General features: G+C 57.6%; 16 protein-coding genes. 5 read left to right on the top strand and 11 right to left on the bottom strand.

Annotated elements, in window-relative coordinates; translation table 11 throughout:
- Positions 1-299: 299 nt before the first annotated feature.
- On the bottom strand, positions 300-488 hold the full coding sequence (locus EK23_RS23745; protein WP_158002554.1) for a hypothetical protein: 189 nt from the start codon (positions 486-488) through the stop codon (positions 300-302).
- A gap of 48 nt (positions 489-536) precedes the next feature.
- On the opposite strand from EK23_RS23745, the gene EK23_RS19780 reads away from it, so the two are divergent.
- A complete protein-coding gene (locus tag EK23_RS19780) occupies positions 537-1,868 on the top strand; it encodes a cytochrome c3 family protein (RefSeq protein WP_158002553.1) in 1,332 nt (443 codons plus the stop codon).
- Between the two features lie 180 nt (positions 1,869-2,048).
- Here the strand turns inward: EK23_RS19780 and EK23_RS22160 are convergent, their stop codons facing one another.
- Positions 2,049-2,741, bottom strand: a complete 693-nt coding sequence (locus EK23_RS22160) for a hypothetical protein (RefSeq protein WP_145998753.1) — start codon at positions 2,739-2,741, stop codon at positions 2,049-2,051.
- Between the two features lie 308 nt (positions 2,742-3,049).
- Entirely contained in the window at positions 3,050-4,507 is a 1,458-nt protein-coding gene (locus EK23_RS19770) for a DUF1254 domain-containing protein (RefSeq protein ID WP_082054362.1), read from the bottom strand.
- Positions 4,508-5,280: 773 nt separating this feature from the next.
- Between EK23_RS19770 and EK23_RS22155 the strand changes: the two genes are divergently transcribed.
- On the top strand, positions 5,281-5,493 hold the full coding sequence (locus EK23_RS22155; protein ID WP_052808381.1) for a hypothetical protein: 213 nt from the start codon (positions 5,281-5,283) through the stop codon (positions 5,491-5,493).
- Between the two features lie 201 nt (positions 5,494-5,694).
- Here the strand turns inward: EK23_RS22155 and EK23_RS19760 are convergent, their stop codons facing one another.
- The 7 genes from EK23_RS19760 to EK23_RS22800 form a co-directional block, all read right to left on the bottom strand.
- Positions 5,695-8,880, bottom strand: a complete 3,186-nt coding sequence (locus tag EK23_RS19760) for an efflux RND transporter permease subunit (RefSeq protein ID WP_045227135.1) — start codon at positions 8,878-8,880, stop codon at positions 5,695-5,697.
- A 16-nt stretch (positions 8,881-8,896) separates the two neighbouring features.
- Entirely contained in the window at positions 8,897-9,238 is a 342-nt protein-coding gene (locus EK23_RS19755; RefSeq protein ID WP_045227134.1) for a P-II family nitrogen regulator, read from the bottom strand.
- Between the two features lie 11 nt (positions 9,239-9,249).
- Positions 9,250-10,725 carry an efflux RND transporter periplasmic adaptor subunit gene (locus EK23_RS19750; protein WP_045227133.1) on the bottom strand — a complete coding sequence of 492 codons (1,476 nt, stop codon included), beginning with the start codon at positions 10,723-10,725 and terminating at the stop codon, positions 9,250-9,252.
- Positions 10,722-12,071, bottom strand: coding sequence for a TolC family protein (locus EK23_RS19745; RefSeq protein ID WP_045227132.1), 1,350 nt, complete (start codon positions 12,069-12,071; stop codon positions 10,722-10,724). The genes EK23_RS19750 and EK23_RS19745 overlap by 4 nt, the downstream gene beginning before the upstream one ends.
- Positions 12,072-12,669: 598 nt before the next feature.
- Positions 12,670-13,056, bottom strand: a complete 387-nt coding sequence (locus EK23_RS19735) for a hypothetical protein (protein ID WP_145998752.1) — start codon at positions 13,054-13,056, stop codon at positions 12,670-12,672.
- Positions 13,057-13,109: 53 nt separating this feature from the next.
- Positions 13,110-14,069, bottom strand: coding sequence for a cation diffusion facilitator family transporter (locus EK23_RS19730; protein ID WP_045227130.1), 960 nt, complete (start codon positions 14,067-14,069; stop codon positions 13,110-13,112).
- Positions 14,070-14,073: 4 nt separating this feature from the next.
- Complete coding sequence (locus tag EK23_RS22800) at positions 14,074-14,382, bottom strand: ArsR/SmtB family transcription factor (RefSeq protein WP_082054360.1); 309 nt, start codon at positions 14,380-14,382, stop codon at positions 14,074-14,076.
- Positions 14,383-15,514: 1,132 nt separating this feature from the next.
- Between EK23_RS22800 and EK23_RS19720 the strand changes: the two genes are divergently transcribed.
- The 3 genes from EK23_RS19720 to EK23_RS23485 are packed head-to-tail and all read left to right on the top strand — an operon-like array spanning position 15,515 to position 18,350.
- Positions 15,515-17,233 (top strand): TIGR03768 family metallophosphoesterase, encoded by a 1,719-nt coding sequence (locus tag EK23_RS19720; RefSeq protein WP_045227128.1) that lies wholly within the window; start codon positions 15,515-15,517, stop codon positions 17,231-17,233.
- A gap of 13 nt (positions 17,234-17,246) precedes the next feature.
- Positions 17,247-17,534: a hypothetical protein gene (locus EK23_RS23490; RefSeq protein ID WP_145998751.1), complete on the top strand. Its 288-nt coding sequence runs from the start codon at positions 17,247-17,249 to the stop codon at positions 17,532-17,534.
- A 9-nt stretch (positions 17,535-17,543) separates the two neighbouring features.
- Positions 17,544-18,350 (top strand): hypothetical protein, encoded by an 807-nt coding sequence (locus EK23_RS23485; RefSeq protein WP_145998750.1) that lies wholly within the window; start codon positions 17,544-17,546, stop codon positions 18,348-18,350.
- A gap of 128 nt (positions 18,351-18,478) precedes the next feature.
- On the opposite strand, the gene EK23_RS19710 is transcribed toward EK23_RS23485, so the two are convergent.
- A partial coding sequence (locus EK23_RS19710; protein WP_045227126.1) for a transposase domain-containing protein occupies positions 18,479-18,673 on the bottom strand: 195 nt, incomplete at its 5' end.

The raw sequence follows: 18,673 nt of genomic DNA, 5'->3' as shown, positions 1-18,673 counted from the left end.
GTCACGCCGCTGCAGCAGTACCTTCTGGAACTGCCCGGGGGACGACTGCAGGTGTTGTCGGTCGCCTGGGACAGCCGGCCGAAGCAACAGGGGGTCAGCGCTGGTTCCACCTCTATCCGGGCGAGAAGATCGATCACAACGATGAACTGCATTGGACCAGGATATCCCAGAACTGGAACTACATGTGCGCCGAATGCCATTCGACCAACCTGTTGAAAAATTACGACCCGGCCACGCATAGCTATCACACCACCTGGTCAGAAATCGATGTCGCTTGCGAAGCCTGCCACGGCCCTGGCTCAAGGCACGTCGCCTGGGCGCGCAGCAAAGAGCACGGCGAACAGCCGCCTGATGCGACGCTGGGACTGCCGTTTCTCCTTGATGACCGCGCCGGGGCACAGTGGACCATTGACCCACACACGGGCAATGCCAGCCGTCGCCCGGCCCGTCAGACTACCAAGGAGATTGAAACGTGCGCCCGTTGTCATGCCCGACGCGGCCAGTGGTTTGCCGGCTACCGGTTTGGCGAGCCGCTTATGAACACGCACCTGCCGGCCCTGCTCGAAGAAGGCCTCTATCATGCCGATGGTCAGATCGACGGCGAGGTCTACGAGTACGGTTCATTCTTGCAGAGCCGGATGTTCCATGCCGGCGTCACCTGCAGCGACTGTCACGAGCCCCACAGCCTCAAGCTCAGGGCCGAGGGCGACGGCATCTGCGCGCGTTGCCACGCGGCGGAAAAATACGACAAGGCCACGCACCACCATCATACCGTCGACTCCCCGGGCAGCCATTGCGTGGACTGCCACATGCCGGCAAAAGCCTATATGGTGATAGACCCTCGGCGTGATCACAGCTTCCGCATACCGAGGCCCGATTTCTCCGTGCAACTGGGCACGCCCAATGCCTGCAACGGGTGCCACGTAAAAAGATCGGCGAGTTGGGCAGCAGACACCCTGCGCCGTTGGCTGGGCCGCGACCCAGGCGGTTATCAAAGGTTTGCGCAGGCGCTGCACTCGGCCCGCAGCGGAGCGCCGGAAGCGAAATCCAAACTATTGGAACTGCTGAGGGAAACCGACCAGCCCGCCGTGGCCAGGGCTACCGCTGCGGCGGAGTTGGCCCTGTGGCCCTCGCCGGACATCGAACCCGCGGTGGAAATAGCCCTGGCGGACGCCAATCCGCTTATCCGCGCCGGGGGGCTCCGGGCGCTCGAATCGCTCCCGCCGGACCGGCGCGCGGAACTCGGCCTCGCCATGCTCGATGACCCCGTCCGGCTGATTCGCGCGCTGGCCGGCGCCAGCCTGGCCGATATTCCCCCTGCAAATCTGCCTTCCCGCCTGCTGCCCCGGTGGGAACGCGCCACCGAAGACTATCTGGCCGCTCAAATCTTGAATGCCGACGAACCGGGCGCCCAGGTGAACATCGGCAACTTTTACGCCGGGCGCGGCCAAATTGCGCAAGCGGAGTCGGCTTACCGTGAAGCCCTGGCCCTGAACCCGGATTGGGTGCCGGCTTACGTCAATCTGATTGATCTCTTGAGAGAAAGCGGGCAAGAGCAGGGTAGCGAGGCGCTGCTGCTGCAGGGTTTGTCGCGGCAACCCCGTGCCGCGGCTCTGCACCATGCCCTCGGGCTGCTTCAAGTGCGCCGCAAGGACCTCAGCGCAGCTCTGGTTTCGCTCAAGCGCGCCGTGGAATTGGCCCCGGAAAATGCGCGATTTGTCTATGTCTTCGCCGTTGCCCTGGACAGTGCGCAGCGGCACAAGGAAGCCATGTCCACCTTGAAGACAGGACTGCAGCATTCGCCCAGTGACAGAGCGCTGCAACAGTTGTGGTCACTTTGGAGCGGGAACGAAAGCGCTCCGCGATAGGGAGGCTGCGGCCAATCTGGACCCTGGACGCGACGGCTTTTGACGGACCCGGGCGGCAGCACGGGGCCATCAGTTCAAAGTGGCGGCAAGCTCAGATTCTCGGGAGCGGCGAAATGGGGATCCCGAGCGGCATCGCTTTGGGAGCCGTCGGTGCCATCAGGCCGCGATGCCTGCGCACGATCACCAGTAGCCCGTCAAACCCATGAAGGGGCCATTCAAGGTGGCGTTGGTTTCGATGGGGCCATTCTTGTCCATGTTGTAGCGCAGCGCCTTGTAACCCAATTCGATGGACGTAGGTATGTCAAAAATGGTGGTGCGATAACCCAAGGCGCCCAATACCGATCCGGTGAACTGCACGCCGCCCGTGCCGAATCCACCGAAGTTCCCGTCCACTAGGACGAACCACTCCGGAGTAAAGCCAACCATGAAGCGCGCGCCCACCACCGGGCTGGTGAACGACTTGCTCGCCGAGAAGCTGCGCGGGCCATTCAAAGGGTTGCCGAACGGAGTCTTGAATTCAACACTGTTATCCAGCCAGATCGTGCGCGCGCCGGTGTAGGCTTCCAACCAGTTGGCATTGCCCTTGTTCGCCAGGGTGGAGGGTACCTCCGCCGCCGAAGGGCCCAGCACACGATATGCCAGGCCGTAATCCATCACGCCCAGTTCGCTATCGATGCCATGGCTGATGTCGCCGAACTTGGGCTTGAACCGCAGGCTCATGTAGTTGCCGTCCAGGTAGAAGCCGAATCGCTGGTAATGGGCTTCGAAGCGGCCCATGAAACCCAGCGGGAACTCGCGGGACTTATTGTTGATGTCGATGAAACTGGCGTCCACCGATTGGCTGACCGGCCCGGCCTTGAAATCGCCTTTCACCCCGGACATCCAGAGGTAGGTGCTGAGATTAAAGGCCCACGGACTTGTTTGGGTCGGCGTAATCGATTCCGGCCCCTCTGCCGGCGCCGCCTGGACCCAGGATGTGAAGGCGAAGACCGCCAAGCGAGGCCAAGAGGATTTCCGGCGAAAAAGGATTTTCGGCGCTGGGCCGGTCGAGGGATTAGACGCTTCCACAAGACTCACGTTTTAAAATCTCCCTGGGGGTTCAATCCAGTTGCGATGCCCCTTCCGATCGAAGACTGATGCCGATGATAGCCTGATCATGCGGCGTTTTCGTAAACGAACTTTCACGGAGCTCGCCGAACGGCGGGCGGTATCCACGTGCCGTCCAGGATGGAGGGAGACCGTTCGTCGGGCCAGTACATGCGCAGCGTCAAACTGAAAGCGCCCTTGGGGGCGGGCAGCCAGTTCGCCGCCTTCGCCTTGCCTGGCGGGTCGGCCTGGATGTAAAGGTCGAGCGAACCGTCGGCATTGCGCTTAAAGGGCATCCAACTGCTGAGTGCGTAACGGTTGATTTGGTTGGGCACAAAGAACGAATCCGGATCATACATCGTCACGGACCAGAAGGCGCGAGCCGGCGGCTCCTGACCCTTCTCAAAATGCAGGACGTACTGATTGGCGCCGCTGAGCGGCTTGCCCTCGCCATCGACGAACGCCGAGGGATACACGGCGTCCGAAGTCAGATTCGCTCCGAGTCCAATCAGGGCAACCACCGCCCGTGTCGTGTAGTCTGTGCCATAGGCCGCCATATTCAGCGAAGGTACTCGCCAACCGTTGACCGGGGCGCCAACATGCTTGGCGGCATCCGTCAGTTTGTCCAGGGCGGTCGGCAGCGCCTTTTCCAAGCCCTGCGCCACGGGCGGTTCGAGCTTGGTGGGATCGAATGGCTGTCCCGGCACGATTCCGATTTTGGCGAGCTTCGCGAGTACCGGAGCGTCTTCCCGGGGTGGGGGATTGTCCTTCATCAGAACGGCCAGGGTGTTGAAGAAAGCGGCGCTGCTCATCGTGGCGACGGCCTGGACCGGCGCCAGCTTCATGTCGACCGTAGGGTCCACGGCCGCCGGCGGTGGGGTGTAGGGCTTCCCGAAAGCGGATAGGGGCGTGAGCCTGTATCGCTTCTGGATGGCATGTACGGCGGCATAGTCTTTGGGACCGTTGGTCTGCGTGCGCCCGATGATCCAGACCATGTTGGTCGGCGATTTCAGTTGCGTGATGCCAGCGGGCAAAGTGCCTGTCCACCCCGGCCCGGAGATCGCGAAATGTCCGGCTTTGGTTCCGGTGGTCCTTTTTCCGGGCGACGCGAAGATATTGGTCCAGGCATCGATCATCGGCATCAAGTAGAATCGATTTTGGGTGTCAGGCACCGACAGCACGATCGGCTCTTTGGACAAGTCCAGCCATGCTGACGAATAAAGAGTATCAACGTTGGCGCGCACGACGTCCTTGAAGGACGCGTCCGGGAAGCTCGGCATGTGCGCAAACTGGTTTACGGGGGCAGCCGAAGGCCCGGCGGCTGCGACGTTCGAGATCTTCTTTCGCGTAGCGTCCATGATGACCAGCGGATAGCCGTAGATAACCGCCTCGACGCCGGCTTCGAGGGCTTCCTTCTGCTTGGCCGTGTCTTGGGCCTGAGCGGTCGCCATTTCCGTGTTGGTGGATTGCGTGCCCGTCTTCCATACGCAAGACGCCTGAACTATGGCGGCCAGCAAGATGAGGGCAGTTCGCGCGTTGACGTTCTTCTTCATGTGATCCTCGTTAGCGAAGGCCCCAGTCCAGACCCTGGACCGATTAAACTGCTCATATAGCGGGCGGAATCCTCAAGATTGAAACCTAGTGTACTGGAGGGAAACGCCTGCTTTCCCTCGCCCAGAACAAAACGACAAATCTTCCGCGTTTGCCGTCGGCCTCGACGAGTTCTCAAATGGCACAATACACGAAGTACAACACAATCAGCCACCTCAGTTTCAAACAGGCATGTGGGGAGGTGATCTCCGAATCAAGATGGTATTGACCGCTTGCTAAACGTAGTGGTAGCCAGGTACATAATAGAGTGAGGCTTTGGACTGTAGCTAATTCGTAACCGTTACAGAGCTATGCTACAAATGAATCAATGCTTTATATCGTTTCGAAAGGGTAGGGCGGGCTAATGCAAGGCATTGATTTATAGCGATAATGGTGGCCTGCGATCTTCCTCTTAATCCGTTTGTCGTAGGTTCGATCCCTACATGGACCACCTTACAATCAAAGGCTTATCTCGTATCGCGGGGTAAGCCTTTTTTCTTTGCCGGAAATTTGCCGGAATCCTTCAGCCTATAGCCTGGCGGATCAGCACGATTCAGGGCCGTTCCTCCCTGTCACAAATCGACCCCAACGCTTCCAGCAGATTGCGGATCTCCGCCTTGCTGTAGTGCGTCGTGTACGGCTCGACTTGTGCCGCAGTAGATCCTGCCGGTCCTCGAAGCAAACCCCCGCCGCTCGCAGGCGCATGCGGAAGGTGTGTCGAAGATCGTGGACCCGGATGGCAGCCGCCCAGATCAAAGGACTATTCATGTTCGCGTTTGGATTGGGCGTGTTGGGCGAGGCTGTTTATAAGGTTGTCAACAAGGTCATGCCCGAGGTGCTGACGATGGGGGTGATTGGCAGCCTAGCCCTTCTCGCGAATCTACTCTGCCTCGCTCTGCTTTACCGCCATCGCAGTGACAATCTGAACATGCGATCGACCTGGCTTTGATCGAGAAATGACTTCATCGCGAATGTCTGCGTTTTGCTCGCCGCAGTCGGCTGTTATCTGCTCGCGTCATTTTGGCCAGACATCGTCATTGGAAGTCTGATCGCCTTTTTGTTTGTCGGTTCAGCCATCAGTATCCTGACGGAGTCCCTTCGAGAATTGTGATCACCAAGCGGATTAATACCTGTGCCGAAGTAGCGATGGTCAAGAAGCGCCCTGCATGGCGGCGAGGGACGTTGGCTTCTTATCGGCAAGCTCGGCGCCCTCGTCCTGATTGAACAGGCGATAAAGCACCGGCAGTACCAGGAGAGTTAATAAGGTTGACGAAATAATCCCGCCAATGACCACCGTCGCCAGCGGTCGTTGAACCTCCGCACCAGTGCCTGTCGCAATGGCCATGGGCAAGAAGCCCAATGAAGCGACCAGGGCGGTCATGAGCACCGGTCGGAGCCGTGTCAAGGCGCCTTCCCGAACCGCCGAGTCGACACTCATGCCATCCTCGCGCAAGGTGCGTATATACGAGATCATCACCAGACCGTTTAACACGGCAATGCCCGACAGCGCGATGAAGCCCACCCCCGCAGAAATTGATAGGGGGATGTCTCTCAACCATAAGGCGACGATGCCACCGGTCAACGCGAACGGCACACCCGTAAACACCAGTAACCCATCCTTCACGTTGTTGAACATCATGAACAGCAGGCTGAATACGAGCAGCAAGGCTACTGGCACGACGATCTCCAGTCGCCGCGCGGCTGATTGCATCTGTTCAAAGGTACCGCCCCAGTTGGTCCAGTATCCTGAGGGGATCTTCACCTGTTGCTGAAGCACATTCTCAGCTTCTGCTACAAATGAGCCGATATCCCGGCCGCGCACGTTTGCGGTCACAACCACTCGTCGCTTGCCGTTTTCGCGACTGATCTGATTAGGGCCAGGCGCCAGTTGAAAGCTGGCGACATCTCCCAAGCGCAAGTAACCAGTATTGCCGGTTCCCGAACCATCGCGGCCGGACACGGGGATGGGCAGGCGTTGCAAGGCGTCCAGATCACTCCTCAGCGGTTCCGGCAGGCGCACAACGATGTCGAAGCGACGATCGCCCTGATAGAGTACCCCCGCCGACTGACCGCCCATGGCGATGGCGATAGTTTCCTGGACGTCCCCCACATTGACGCCCAGTCGAGCGGTCTTGTCGCGGTCGATCTGAATCGTCAGCATCGGCAGTCCCGTAGTCTGTTCGACCTTCACATCTTCGGCGCCGGGTATTTTCGCCAAAACCTCTGAAATTTCGGTAGCCGTTCGATTCATGACGTCCATGTCGTCGCCAAAGATTTTGATCGCGACGTCGCTACGGACCCCTGAAATCAGCTCATTGAAGCGCATCTGTATGGGTTGGGTGAACTCGTAGTTGTTGCCCGGCAGGTGGGCGATGGCTTCCGAGATGGACTCGATGAGATCATCCTTGCTGCGGTGAGGGTCGGGCCATTCATTCCGCGGCTTGAGGATCACATAGCCGTCGGCGGCATTGGGCGGCATGGGATCAGTCGCGATCTCTGCTGTTCCAATCTTGGAAAAGACTCGCTCGACCTCCGGAAACTTCATGGCGATGCGCTCCAACTCCATTTGCATCTCGACTGCTTGCGACAAACTGGTGCCCGGGATCCTGACTGCTTGCAAGGCGATATCGCCTTCGTTCAGGCTGGGCACGAATTCGCTACCCATGCGGGAGACCAAAAGCCCGCTGAGAATGATCACGGTCCCGGCGATGGTCAACACCAATGGCTTGTTGAGCATGGTCCAGTCAAACATCGGGCAATAAATCTGCTTGATCCAGCCCAGCAGACGATTTTCCTTTTCCTCGACTTTATCGCCGATCATCAGAGCCACGGCCGCCGGGATAAAGGTCACTGAAAGGATCATGGCGCCCAGCAGAGCGGTGACCACGGTGAATGCCATGGGATGAAACATCTTTCCCTCGACGCCGCTCAGCGCAAAGATCGGCAGATAGACCACCATGATGATTAACTGGCCGAACAACAAGGGACGGCGAGCCTCTCGGGACGCCTTGAAGACTTCGAGGAATCGTTCGTTGCGCGTCAGAGGCCGGCCCGCCAGTTGCTGGGCATGGGCGAGCCGCCTTACGCAGTTCTCCACGATGACCACGGCACCGTCGATGATGACGCCGAAGTCGAGGGCGCCAAGGCTCATCAGGTTGGCGCTCACCTGGTTCGTGACCATACCGGTGAAGGTGAACAGCATGGCCAGCGGAATCACCAAGGCCGTGATCACGGCCGCACGAAAGTTTCCGAGGAACAGAAACAGGATGGCGATGACCAGCAGCGCGCCTTCGATCAGATTGGTCCGCACCGTGCTGATTGCCTTGTTCACCAATACGGTTCGGTCGTAGACAGTTTTCGCCACCACACCGGGCGGCAGGGAGCGGTTGATATCCTCCATGCGCTTGGCGACAGCCTGTGAGACGGTCCGGCTGTTCTCACCGATCAACATGAATACCGTCCCGAGGACGACCTCTTGGCCATTTTCGGTCGCCGCGCCGCTACGCAGTTCCTTGCCTGGTCCCACCTCCGCCACGTCGCGGATGTGGACGGGAATGCCTTGCTCGGTGGTGATGACAATGTTGCCAATGTCTTCGATCGTGCCGACCTGTCCGGGGGCTCGGATCAAGTACTGCTCCCCTCGCTTTTCGATATAGCCGGCACCAACGTTGGTATTGTTGCGTTCGATGGCGGCGGCCAAGTCCTGCAGGGAAAGACCGCGGGCGACCAATTTGTCCGGCACGGGAGAAACCTGGAATTCCTTGGCATATCCCCCAATGGTGTTGATTTCGGTGACGCCAGGCACATTGCGCAACTGGGGCTTGATGATCCAGTCCTGGATCTCGCGCAAATCCGCGGGTGTGTATCCGGATCCATCCGCCTTGCGGGCATTTTCCTTGGCCTCGACGGTCCACATGAAAATCTCGCCCAACCCCGTGGAAATTGGTCCCATGGCCGGCTCGATCCCATCCGGCAATTTGCCCTTGCTGGCCTGTATTCGTTCATTCACCAATTGCCGGGCGAAGTAGATGTCGGTGCCATCCTCGAAGATGACCGTGACTTGAGACAACCCGTAGCGGGACAGCGAACGGGTCTCCTGCAGATGCGGCAAACCGGCCATCGCGGTTTCGATGGGATAGGTGATTCGTTGTTCGGATTCCAGCGGCGAGTATCCCGGCGCGGCGGTGTTGATTTGCACCTGAATGTTGGTGATATCGGGCACGGCGTCAATGGGCAGCCGCTGATAGTTGTAGACGCCCACGGCGGCCATTCCCAACACCATCATAAGGATGATCCAGCGTTGACCAATGGCAAAGTGAATCAATTTTTCAAACATGGAGAGTCAGCCTCTGTCAGATGGCATCCGGGCCTTGTTCGCCGGAACTGATGCGCAACACATTGAAGACATCGGAAACCGCGATGAGGCCGTCACCAGGATGTCCGGTATAGGCGGCTTTCCGTATCGCTTCAACGACTTCTTCGCCCTGCTCGTTGGCGCAGATGATCAACAGCACCAGTTGCGCGTGGCTGTCCGGGGCCCATTCGTGGGCGGTGAAGGCGCCCTTGGGGCCTTTGCCGCGAGGATGGCCGCGTGCGTTGAGGATGGTGAAGCCAGGCAAATGCTCCAGGCGGTGCAAGGCTTCCTCGACCTTCTCCAGCCGGTGCGGTTGGATAATGGCTGTGATCTGTTTCATGTCTTACCCTCCTAGTCTTCGTGGGCGGCACTGGCCTTGCCCAGGTCGGCCTTGATCAGAAAGCTGTTCTTGCCGGCATAAAGCTCGCCGGCGTCCAGGCCCTTGACGACTTCGGTCAGGCGGCCATCGGTGCGGCCCAACGCCAAAGGTCTGGCCTCAAAATCCGTTCCGTAGCGGACGTAAACGACGGTCTCGTCATGCTCGGTCTGAATGGCTTCGTTGGAAATGGCCACCGGCACCGAGACCTCATCGGCCAACACCTCGATGTTCACTGGAAGACCAGGCCGCCAGATGCCATCGGGATTGGGCAACACAATGCGCGCCTTGGCCGTGCGGCTTTGTTCACCGACCAGGGCGCCCACGTAGAAGACCTTGCCTCCGCTCTCGGAGTCGAAGGCCGTCGCCTTGACCGTGGCATGCTGGCCTATCTTCACCACATTCAAGTCTTTGGCGTAAATGGTCATTTCCGCCCAAACCGTGGAAAGATCGGCGATGACAAAAATATTGGAATCGTCCTTGACCGCCTCGCCCAACGATAAGTGTTTTTCGATGATCACTCCGTCGATCGGAGAACGGATCTCATAGGTCGTGAGATCGCCTTTGCTGGTGGTGCCGCTACCGAGGGAAGCCAGTTTCTGCTGCGCTGTCTGAACGACGATTTCCGCTTCCTGCAGGGCATTGCGCGCCTGCAGATAATCCTGCTCGGCGGAAATTTTGTCCGCCCAGAGCTTTTTCTCCCGTTCATAGGTCAATTGCGCGAGCCCAAGCCGCTTTTGCGCGGCAAGCAGCTCGCTACGCTGATCCGCCAACGCCTGACTGGAGATCAGCGCGAGCAACTGTCCCTTGCGGACCGATTCGCCGACATTGGCCGTTGCCGATTCGGCAATGCCGGCCAGTCGCGGCACGACATGGACCAGACGATCCTCGTTCAAGCGGATTTCGCCGATTAATTTGAGCAGGCTCTGAATACGCGCAGGTCCTGCCGTCAGAATCTCGATGTTGTTCTGGGCAATTTGTTCGTCGCTCATGCTCACCCGGCCTTCGATCTGCTCGTAGTCGAATCGGTGGGTGGCTTGCTGATATCGGGCAGTGATGGACACCTTGAAGGAATGCGGCTCGTCGACTGCAACGGTGCTCTTCAGATAATCGCCTTCAGGGATGAAACTCAGCCTCTGCGGCTTGCGACCCAGCCGTTCGATAAGGATGGACAAATCCGTCGTTGAGGGAGGTAAGGGTTTTCCGGCTTGGGTGGCATAGACATGAAACTCCGGTTGGCCGCCCCGTTTGACGATGCAGACTTCCAGTCCATAGCCCTGATCATCAAAAAGTCGGCCGCCATGGGGACCGCGTTCGACGTCGCCCGACTCCGCTGTTGCCTCCTCGTGTTCACCGGAGACCGGCGCAACTTCGGTTTTTAGGATGAGAATCGCCAGCACGATGCCGACGAGGATGACGCCAATGATGGCGGTGCGCTCACTGATCTTCATGGATGCCTCTGTGATTTGGATGGTTCCTTGCCTTCATTCAGGCGACCACCGATTAGCCGTTCAACGTCGACGACGGATTGGTGATAGTCGGCCAGCGCCCGGAGATATTGGGCTTTGCCGGCAAACAAGGCGCGTTGTGCGTCCAACACGTCCATGAAGCTGAATTTTCCTAGGCGATAGCCGGTTCCGGCCGCATCAAAAGCCTGTTGTGCGCCGGGCAGAACGTTTTCCCGCAGCGACTCGATTTCGACATGGGCGGCATCCAGGTTTTGATAGGCGGCATTCAGGGCCGTGGTGATCCTGACTTCAGTTCCCCGGCGTTCTTCTTCCGCTTTGGTCAGGCGTCGCTCCGCTTCCTTGATGCCGCCCTGATTCCGGTCGAACACCGGCAAGGGAAAGGAAACGCCGACGACCAATGCATAGTCGTTGGTCATGAGGTAGTTGCTTCCCCCTAGGGTGGCGGTCACGTCCGGGATGGCTTTGGACTTTTCAACCTCGATCACCGCCTGTCGCTGCGTGATTTCCGTCGCCCATCGGGCCAAATCGGGATTGTCGAGAAGGCGCTGCTGAAGGCTATCGAGGCTCGGCAGGGGCTGGATGTCATCCAGGTTGCCAACGACCCTGGCAAATTTCGGCGTGGAACTGCCCCAGTTGGCAGACAGCTTGTGACGGGCCGCTTCCAACTCCCGTTGCGCCCGCGTCATTTCAATCTGCACCGAGGAGCGGACGACTTTGGCCTTGGTTTCTTCCATGGGGGAGGATTTTCCGGCCAGAACACGCGCTGACGCAGCCGTGATCACCTGCTCCGAGAGATCCAGGGTTTGCTGTGCGAGTTCCAGCCGTTGCTGGATGACGATCACGTCGACGAGCGCTCGCGAGACCTGCGCCAATACATCAATCCGCTTGGCCTCATAGTCCCACTCCGCCAAATCCCGCGTCAAAGACGCGGCCTGGGTCCTCTTGCCGCGCTTACCGCCCAGTTCGATCAACTGGCTGAGTTCCACGGTCACGACGTCGCCGTCGAAACCCCGGATGGAATTATTGCCAAAGTTAGCGGCGTTCGCCCCAAAGGTGGGATTGGGCATTAGACTGGCTTGCAGGGTAGCCGCTTCCTGAGCCCTGGCTTCCCAGGAATACGCCTTCAAGTCCGGGCTATGAAGTAGCGCCAGGGCAAGGGCCTGCGGCAGGGCAAGGTCACCAACCGGTTCAACGAGCGACTCGGACCGGTCGTATTCGCGAGCCTCATCGGCGTGCCGGCGCGAAACGACGGAGTCAGCCGCGTGTGCTTGAGCGACTAGCAAGACGCTGAATGCAAGGCCGAGGGGCTTTGCGAATGTGGAGCGCATAAAGGATTTCTCCGCAGCATGGAATCAGGATTCCATCCCTTGGTGACGAAGCATCAAAGGATGGGGAGCGGCAGCGGCGGGCGAATCAGATCAACAGGACGACAAAGCGCCTCAGGAAAATGCGGGAGTCGAGTTCAAGGGGGCGGCCATTGGATCGCTGCACAGGCTGTGAGGGCCCAACGAATAACGCGAGCAAGAGGAAACCAGGCCCAGCCCCGTGAAGAACGCCTGACGTTTTGGAAGAATCGGAGCTGACTTGAGAGCTTTTTGCATTGGGTGTGACCGGTATGTCTCGGCACGGCGGATCGAAGCTCGAAACCAACGGGAGTTGCTCGGCGGCTTGCATGGTCAGAGCCGCAGAAACAGGGGTGCCCTCGCGATGGTTATGATGGGCGACCTCCACAGCCACGTGCCCATCGGCGCCTAAGCAGAGTACGTAAAGGGGTCCGCTCAGAGCGTTGGTGGTAAAGCGGCACAGCAGCGCAAAAACCAGGAACAGCAGCAACGCCGGACGAATCCTGGCGTTGACTGATACGGTGTTGGTAGTCGAAGTAGACATCAACGCGACTGGATGTGGATCGCCATCAATCAGAACAGATCAATTGACGGTCTGATCACTTTGGGTCTCCAGTTGAATTTGCTGAATCGCGTCGCCCGTTGCGCCCGAGACATATTCGACCTGACCTTGTTTTACTAATGAGGCCGCTTCGCCGATTTTGGATAAAGCCTGCTTGACATGGTCACGCCGAGCAATTTCATCAGGATTCCGAGATGTGGGATGCAACGGATGTTTGGCTTGATGGGCGATCACATGTTTCTTGGCCAGTTCGGTTTCTTGCCCAGCACTTTCAGAATTGCCGGATTGGGCCGCAACCGAGGCGCTTTCCAGATGTTTGATGGCCGCCTGGCTCTGATCCGCTTCTTCGGCGTAAGCATGGGCGTGAAACACGGAGCACATAATGAATGGCATTAGGTAATGTTTCATAGCGGAACCGTCTCGGAGTGAAGTGGGTAATGGTTGCGTATGCCGAATATGCGCTAGGAGACTTGGAACGGAATCAACGGGCAAGCGTGTTGCGTCGTTCCTTGCTCGATCTGGAGGGTACTATGGGCTATGGCGAACTTCGTTTTGAGCGCATCCGCCAGTTCATCCATGAAGGCATCGCCGGGATGGCCTTGAGGCATGACCAGATGCACGGTCAGTGCACTTTCCGTCGTGCTCATCCCCCAGATATGAAGATCGTGGATGCCGGTGACGCCATCCTGCTGCCGAAGGAATTCCGCGATGACCGGCATGTCAATGTGGGCGGGAGCGGCGGACAAAGCCAGTTGGATCGACGCGCGCAACAACCCCCAGCTTCCGATCATGATGACCAGCACGATGAGCATGCTGATCGCAGGATCAAGCCAATACCACCCGGTAAACATCATCGCGATGCCGGCGAGGACAACTCCCGCTGAAGCAGCCGCATCGGCTGCCATATGGAGATACGCGCCGCGAATATTGAGATCGCCTTTGCTGCCCTTGACGAACAGCCACGCGGAAAGCCCATTGATCACGATGCCGGCCGCCGCTACCAGCGTCACCGTCAGGCCGGCAACCTCCGGAGGCTCGGAAATTCGCCGAACCGCTTCCCAGGCGATGCCGCCGGATGCCACTAGCAGAAGCACGGCATTGGCCAGTGCCGCCAGAATCGAACTGGTACGGAGACCATATGTGTATCGTCCCCGTGGCGCTCTCTTGGCGAGCAGCGCGGCACCCCAAGCCAATAGTAAACCCAGCACATCTGACAAGTTATGCCCGGCATCTGCCATCAACGCCGTCGAATTAGCGAGTAAACCGTACGTGAACTCGGTGATGACGAAAGCCGAGTTCAATGCGATGGCGATGACGAAGGCGAGACCATAGTCTTTCGGCTTCGCGTGATGACTGTGGCTCGCGCCAGAAGCATGATGGATATGATTGTGACCGTGTGTGTGATGGTGGTCATGGGCCATGGGCTTAATCCTGATGAGGCTCGGCAATGTGTTCGAGCATCTCGGTCAGCATCCCGGAGATGTGTTGGTCAGCCGCGATATAGAACACCTGCTTACCTTGCCGAGTCGCTTTGACGATCCGGGCCGCACGCAGCAGTCGCAGATGGTGGCTTACCAGCGATTGGCTGAGATCGAGCCGACTGGCAATTTCGCCAACGGAAATGGGCTCATTCAGGCAAGTGAGCACAATATGAAGGCGGGTGCTGTCACCCAATAGACGGAACAGGTCCGCAAGTTCTTCAACAGGCTCAAAGACAGGTTTTGATAAAGACATAGATCTATAAACATGAATAGCTGTTCATAGGTTAGTAGCCAGAGAAGAAAATGCAAGGTAGATCTAGGCTCGACGAAAAAAATTTTGCGACGATGCTCAACCCAAATTCCGCCACTTCTCAATCATTGGAACAATGGTGCCGACATGCTTCAGGCTCCTCATCGCCAACGTTTAGCCAAAATGTATCGATGGATTCTTCAGCGCTAAAAGTCCATCAATCTCGACGAGGTTCAAGGCGATGAAAAAACTGTTTGCTTAATTTTCACGATTGCGTCCCTTACAAGCTGTGAGCTTTGTTCGCCCGCCAGATTCGGTCGTCGCTGACCCTTACGGCCATGGCCCACCGGGAAACGTAAACTTTTGTAAGCCCGTCCAGGCGGAAGAGGGTAGCTGCGGAGCAGTGCTTGAAGGAATTGAGCGACGGCGAGATCGGCTTATCGACGGCCGTAAAAATGAAATGTACGAATAATATCTATAAAAGTTCGGCGTTGTCGCTTGAATATGGATAACTTCGTTTCGGTCCATACGATTGGAAGCCTGTCCGAACGCTCAATCCTCATGAACCCGTCATTGGGGCTCAAGGGAACTGGACGGTGGTTGTGGGCACGAAGGGTCGATTCGATCTTCGAGAGAGCTGCCGTTCGGGAATGGCGGGTGTGGAGAAAGTTGGCTGGCCGGTTAGGCCGAGTTTGAAACGAGCGCGGCAACTGCGGGAGCGGGAGCGTCAGCTACCTGGAGTAAAGCAGTTATCCCGGCGTGGAATGCCCTTTGTGCACTCAGTCGCAGCCGGTCGCTAGCTTGGATTTCTCGGCGTCAGGTCGGCCCTTACAGTCATTCGCACCAACAGCCCAATTTCACTCGAGCGGCCGCCTTCTGGATTTTTTGTCAAAGGAATAGGGGCGTCAGTACCTCATGGGGCGCGTTTTTCGAGGTGACCTATCTCGTCTACACTTTCCGGACATGGATCATGAGAATTTTGGCGGCGTCCATCTGCTGGCTGAAATTACGACCGTATTACGGACGCGCGTCACCAACTCAGTTTAGATAAGCCCCAACTCACGAGCCGGGTCCGATCAGAGGGGAAGGGTCGTCTCCGTCCAATGCCACCTAGACTCCACTTGGAGTTGCAACCATGTGCAAATTCAGCCTTTTCGGTTTTGCTGCTCTTCTCGCCATCCAATTCCCGGCGGAAGTCTACGGTGGCAAGGGCCCGGAACCGGTCGTATGGCCGATCGCCCAGTATGTTTTCACGACGGCCGAACAGCAGATCCTGCCGATCGGCCTCACTGCAAGCACGCCGCAGATCAACCCGGGAGATGTATCGCTCTATGCCCCGTATGGATACAGCGCCTGGCAGGCAGGGAACGGCCTGGATTACGTAAAGCGGACCGAACTTGCACCTGGGTTTACCGGCGCTCCGAATGTGGCGCGCCTGTTATCGTTCTTCACCATCAGCGACGTGCATATCACCGACAAGGAATCCCCGGCCCAAGCGATTTATCTTGGCTGGAGCGCCCCCTACGGCCCGGCTTCCTCCGGTCTGCAATCGGGCTATTCGCCGGTCATTCTGTCGACGACCCAGGTCCTTGACGCCGCGGTCCAGACCATCAATGCGCTGCACAGAAGATCACCCTTCGATTTCGGCATCGCGCTCGGCGACGCCGTCAACAACACCCAGTACAACGAACTGAGATGGTATATCGACGTCCTTGACGGAAAGGTCATCACCCCCAGTTCCGGCGGCCACGCCGGGGCCGGAACCATAGATTATCAGCAACCCTTCAGGGCTTTCGGCCTGGACAAGACCATCCGGTGGTATCAGGTTGTTGGCAATCACGATCAGTTCTGGTCGGGAAAGTTCTACGAAGACAAGAAAACCCGCCATGCCCATGTCGGGAACACCGTCATCAACATGGGAGACCCGCCGGAAACGGCAGATTCCACGGGCGTCTATATGGGCGTGGTGGACGGATCGACGCCTTTCGGAGACATCATCAAGGCAGGCCCGGAACAAGCGATCGCGGTGCCTCCAAGGGTGATTCCCGACAAGAAGCGCCACAGCCTTTCCACTTCGGCTTCATCGAGCCTGAACTGGATGAAGGAATTCTTCAGGACAACGTCGAAACCGGTCGGCCATGGCTTCACCCAGGCCAACCTGGACAAGGATTTTGCCTCTTATAGCTTCAAGCCGAAGTCAAAGCTTCCGATCAAGATGATCGTGCTCGACGATACTTGCAAGGGCCCCGGGCAGACAAATTACGCCCTAGGCTGCTTGGACAAGAGCCGGATCCGCTGGCTCCGGCGCCAGCTGCAAAAGGGCCAGAACGAAGGCCATCTGATGATCATAGCGGCGCATGTCCCGATCAATCCGCAGAAGACCCTGGCAACCGACTCGGGGAATGTTCCCTTACTCACGACTCCCAGCGATGCTTCATTGCTCTCCATGCTTCACAACTATCCGAATCTCATCCTTTGGATCGCGGGGCATCGCCACGTCAATGTTGTGACTCCTCAGCCCTATGATCCGGCCATAGCCGGCCAGGGTCCCCAAAACAGCTTTTGGGAGGTCGAGACCTCATCGCTACGGGATTTTCCCCAGCAGTTCCGCACTTTCGACATCCATCGCAACGGCGACAATACCCTTTCGATCATCGTGACCAATGTCGATCCCGCCGTTGCGGAAGGCTCTCCCGCGGCGAAGTCGCGTGGTTATGCCATCGGCGCAGCGCGGATATTCGGCGCCACCCCGGTCATCATCGCGGATACCAGTTCGCATGCTTACAACGCCGAGCTCGTGAAGCAATTGAGCCCCGAAATGCAGGCGAAGATTGCCCATTACGGATCACCTTAGGGGATTGCGATACTTGCGATTGACCGATGCGCTTCGAGGCTGCGGGAGCGGTGATCCCGGTGTATCGGACAGGCTTTTCCCGCACTTAAGTGGCTGCCGTCAACTGGATTTCTTGAGAATGGAATATCTCACTGAATGGATGCTGATGGCCCGTAGTCCAAATACGTTGACAACAATGACGCAGTTGGTCGAAGGTTTGTCCGATCTAGAATACCCGACCAAGTTGATTTTGTTGCATCAGCTGGCCTTTCGTTGGGCATTGACCGCCCATTCTCTCGAAGTATCTTTGTATATCGGCTAAAGGAAAATCATGATCGGCACCTATCGATCCAGACAATATTTAGCATCTGTGTTAATCACAGGGTTATTGCATCCGGCTATGGCCGCCAAGTGCAACCCAGGCCCTATCCCGACCTCGTGGGCGACGCAATCCACCCCCGTACCCTACACCCCGACCGCCGAACCTAACGCAATTACATTGATTTTGTTTCGTCACGGCGAGAAAAAACTTCTACCGAACGGCCGCTTCCTAGAAAATGGCAATATGAGTGAAGTAGGGAGAAAACGTGCCCAGCGACTACCCGCCAGATTGCAAGGAATGTTCGGTTGCCCGGACTATCTCGTGGCGCCTAATCCCAGCAGTAAAATATCAGGGGGAGAAAATACTTTTTATTATTATGAACGCCCTGCCGGGACCATCGAGCCGACGGCGGCATCTTTGTCCTATCCCCTATGGATGCCTTATAGCGCTATTGAAACGCCGTCTCTGTCAGACGATCTGCTGACGGCTCCGGAATTTTCGCCTTCATCGCCATCCACGCCCAGAAAAATCTTCATTGCGTGGGAGCACGAGAATATCTTGGTACTGACGCATCACCTACTCACGCAGTGGAAATTAAACGCTCTCCCTGAAGGGGAAAGCATGAAGGCCAATCAAAAGGCTTATCAGTGCCAAAGTATACCCACCCGGTGGGATGGATGTGATTATGATTCGATTTGGGTGTTTAACATACAGGGTAATAACCTCTGTTATACCCACCTGCATGAACACCTCAACAATCCTTCCTACCAAAAGTCATGCAAAAAGGCGGAACGCGGCACATTGGCGAGCCATTGAATGTTTTGGTCGCATCAAGGGGCTGCCACATCAGAGAAACTAAAATCGATGGCGGGAATGGCGGCTATTCGTAAGCGCGTGGCGATCCCATGTTGACGCAATCCGGAATCGGATCGCGCTTGGAGGAACTAAGCGGGAGTGGTTTCAAGCTGCCAGCGATGCGGCAGAAGTTCATGAATCCGATGGGCGGGTTGCGTCGGAAGTCGCGTGAGCACGTCTTTCAAATAGACGTAGGGGTCGTGACCATTGAGTTTCGCCGACTGGATCAGGCTCATGATGGCAGCCGCGCGCTGACCGGCACGCAGACTTCCGGCGAATAGCCA

It is taken from the genome of Methyloterricola oryzae, assembly GCF_000934725.1.
Lineage (GTDB): Bacteria > Pseudomonadota > Gammaproteobacteria > Methylococcales > Methylococcaceae > Methyloterricola > Methyloterricola oryzae.
Note: the sequence above shows the minus strand (reverse complement) of the source record. Positions and strands in the feature narration are given on the sequence as shown.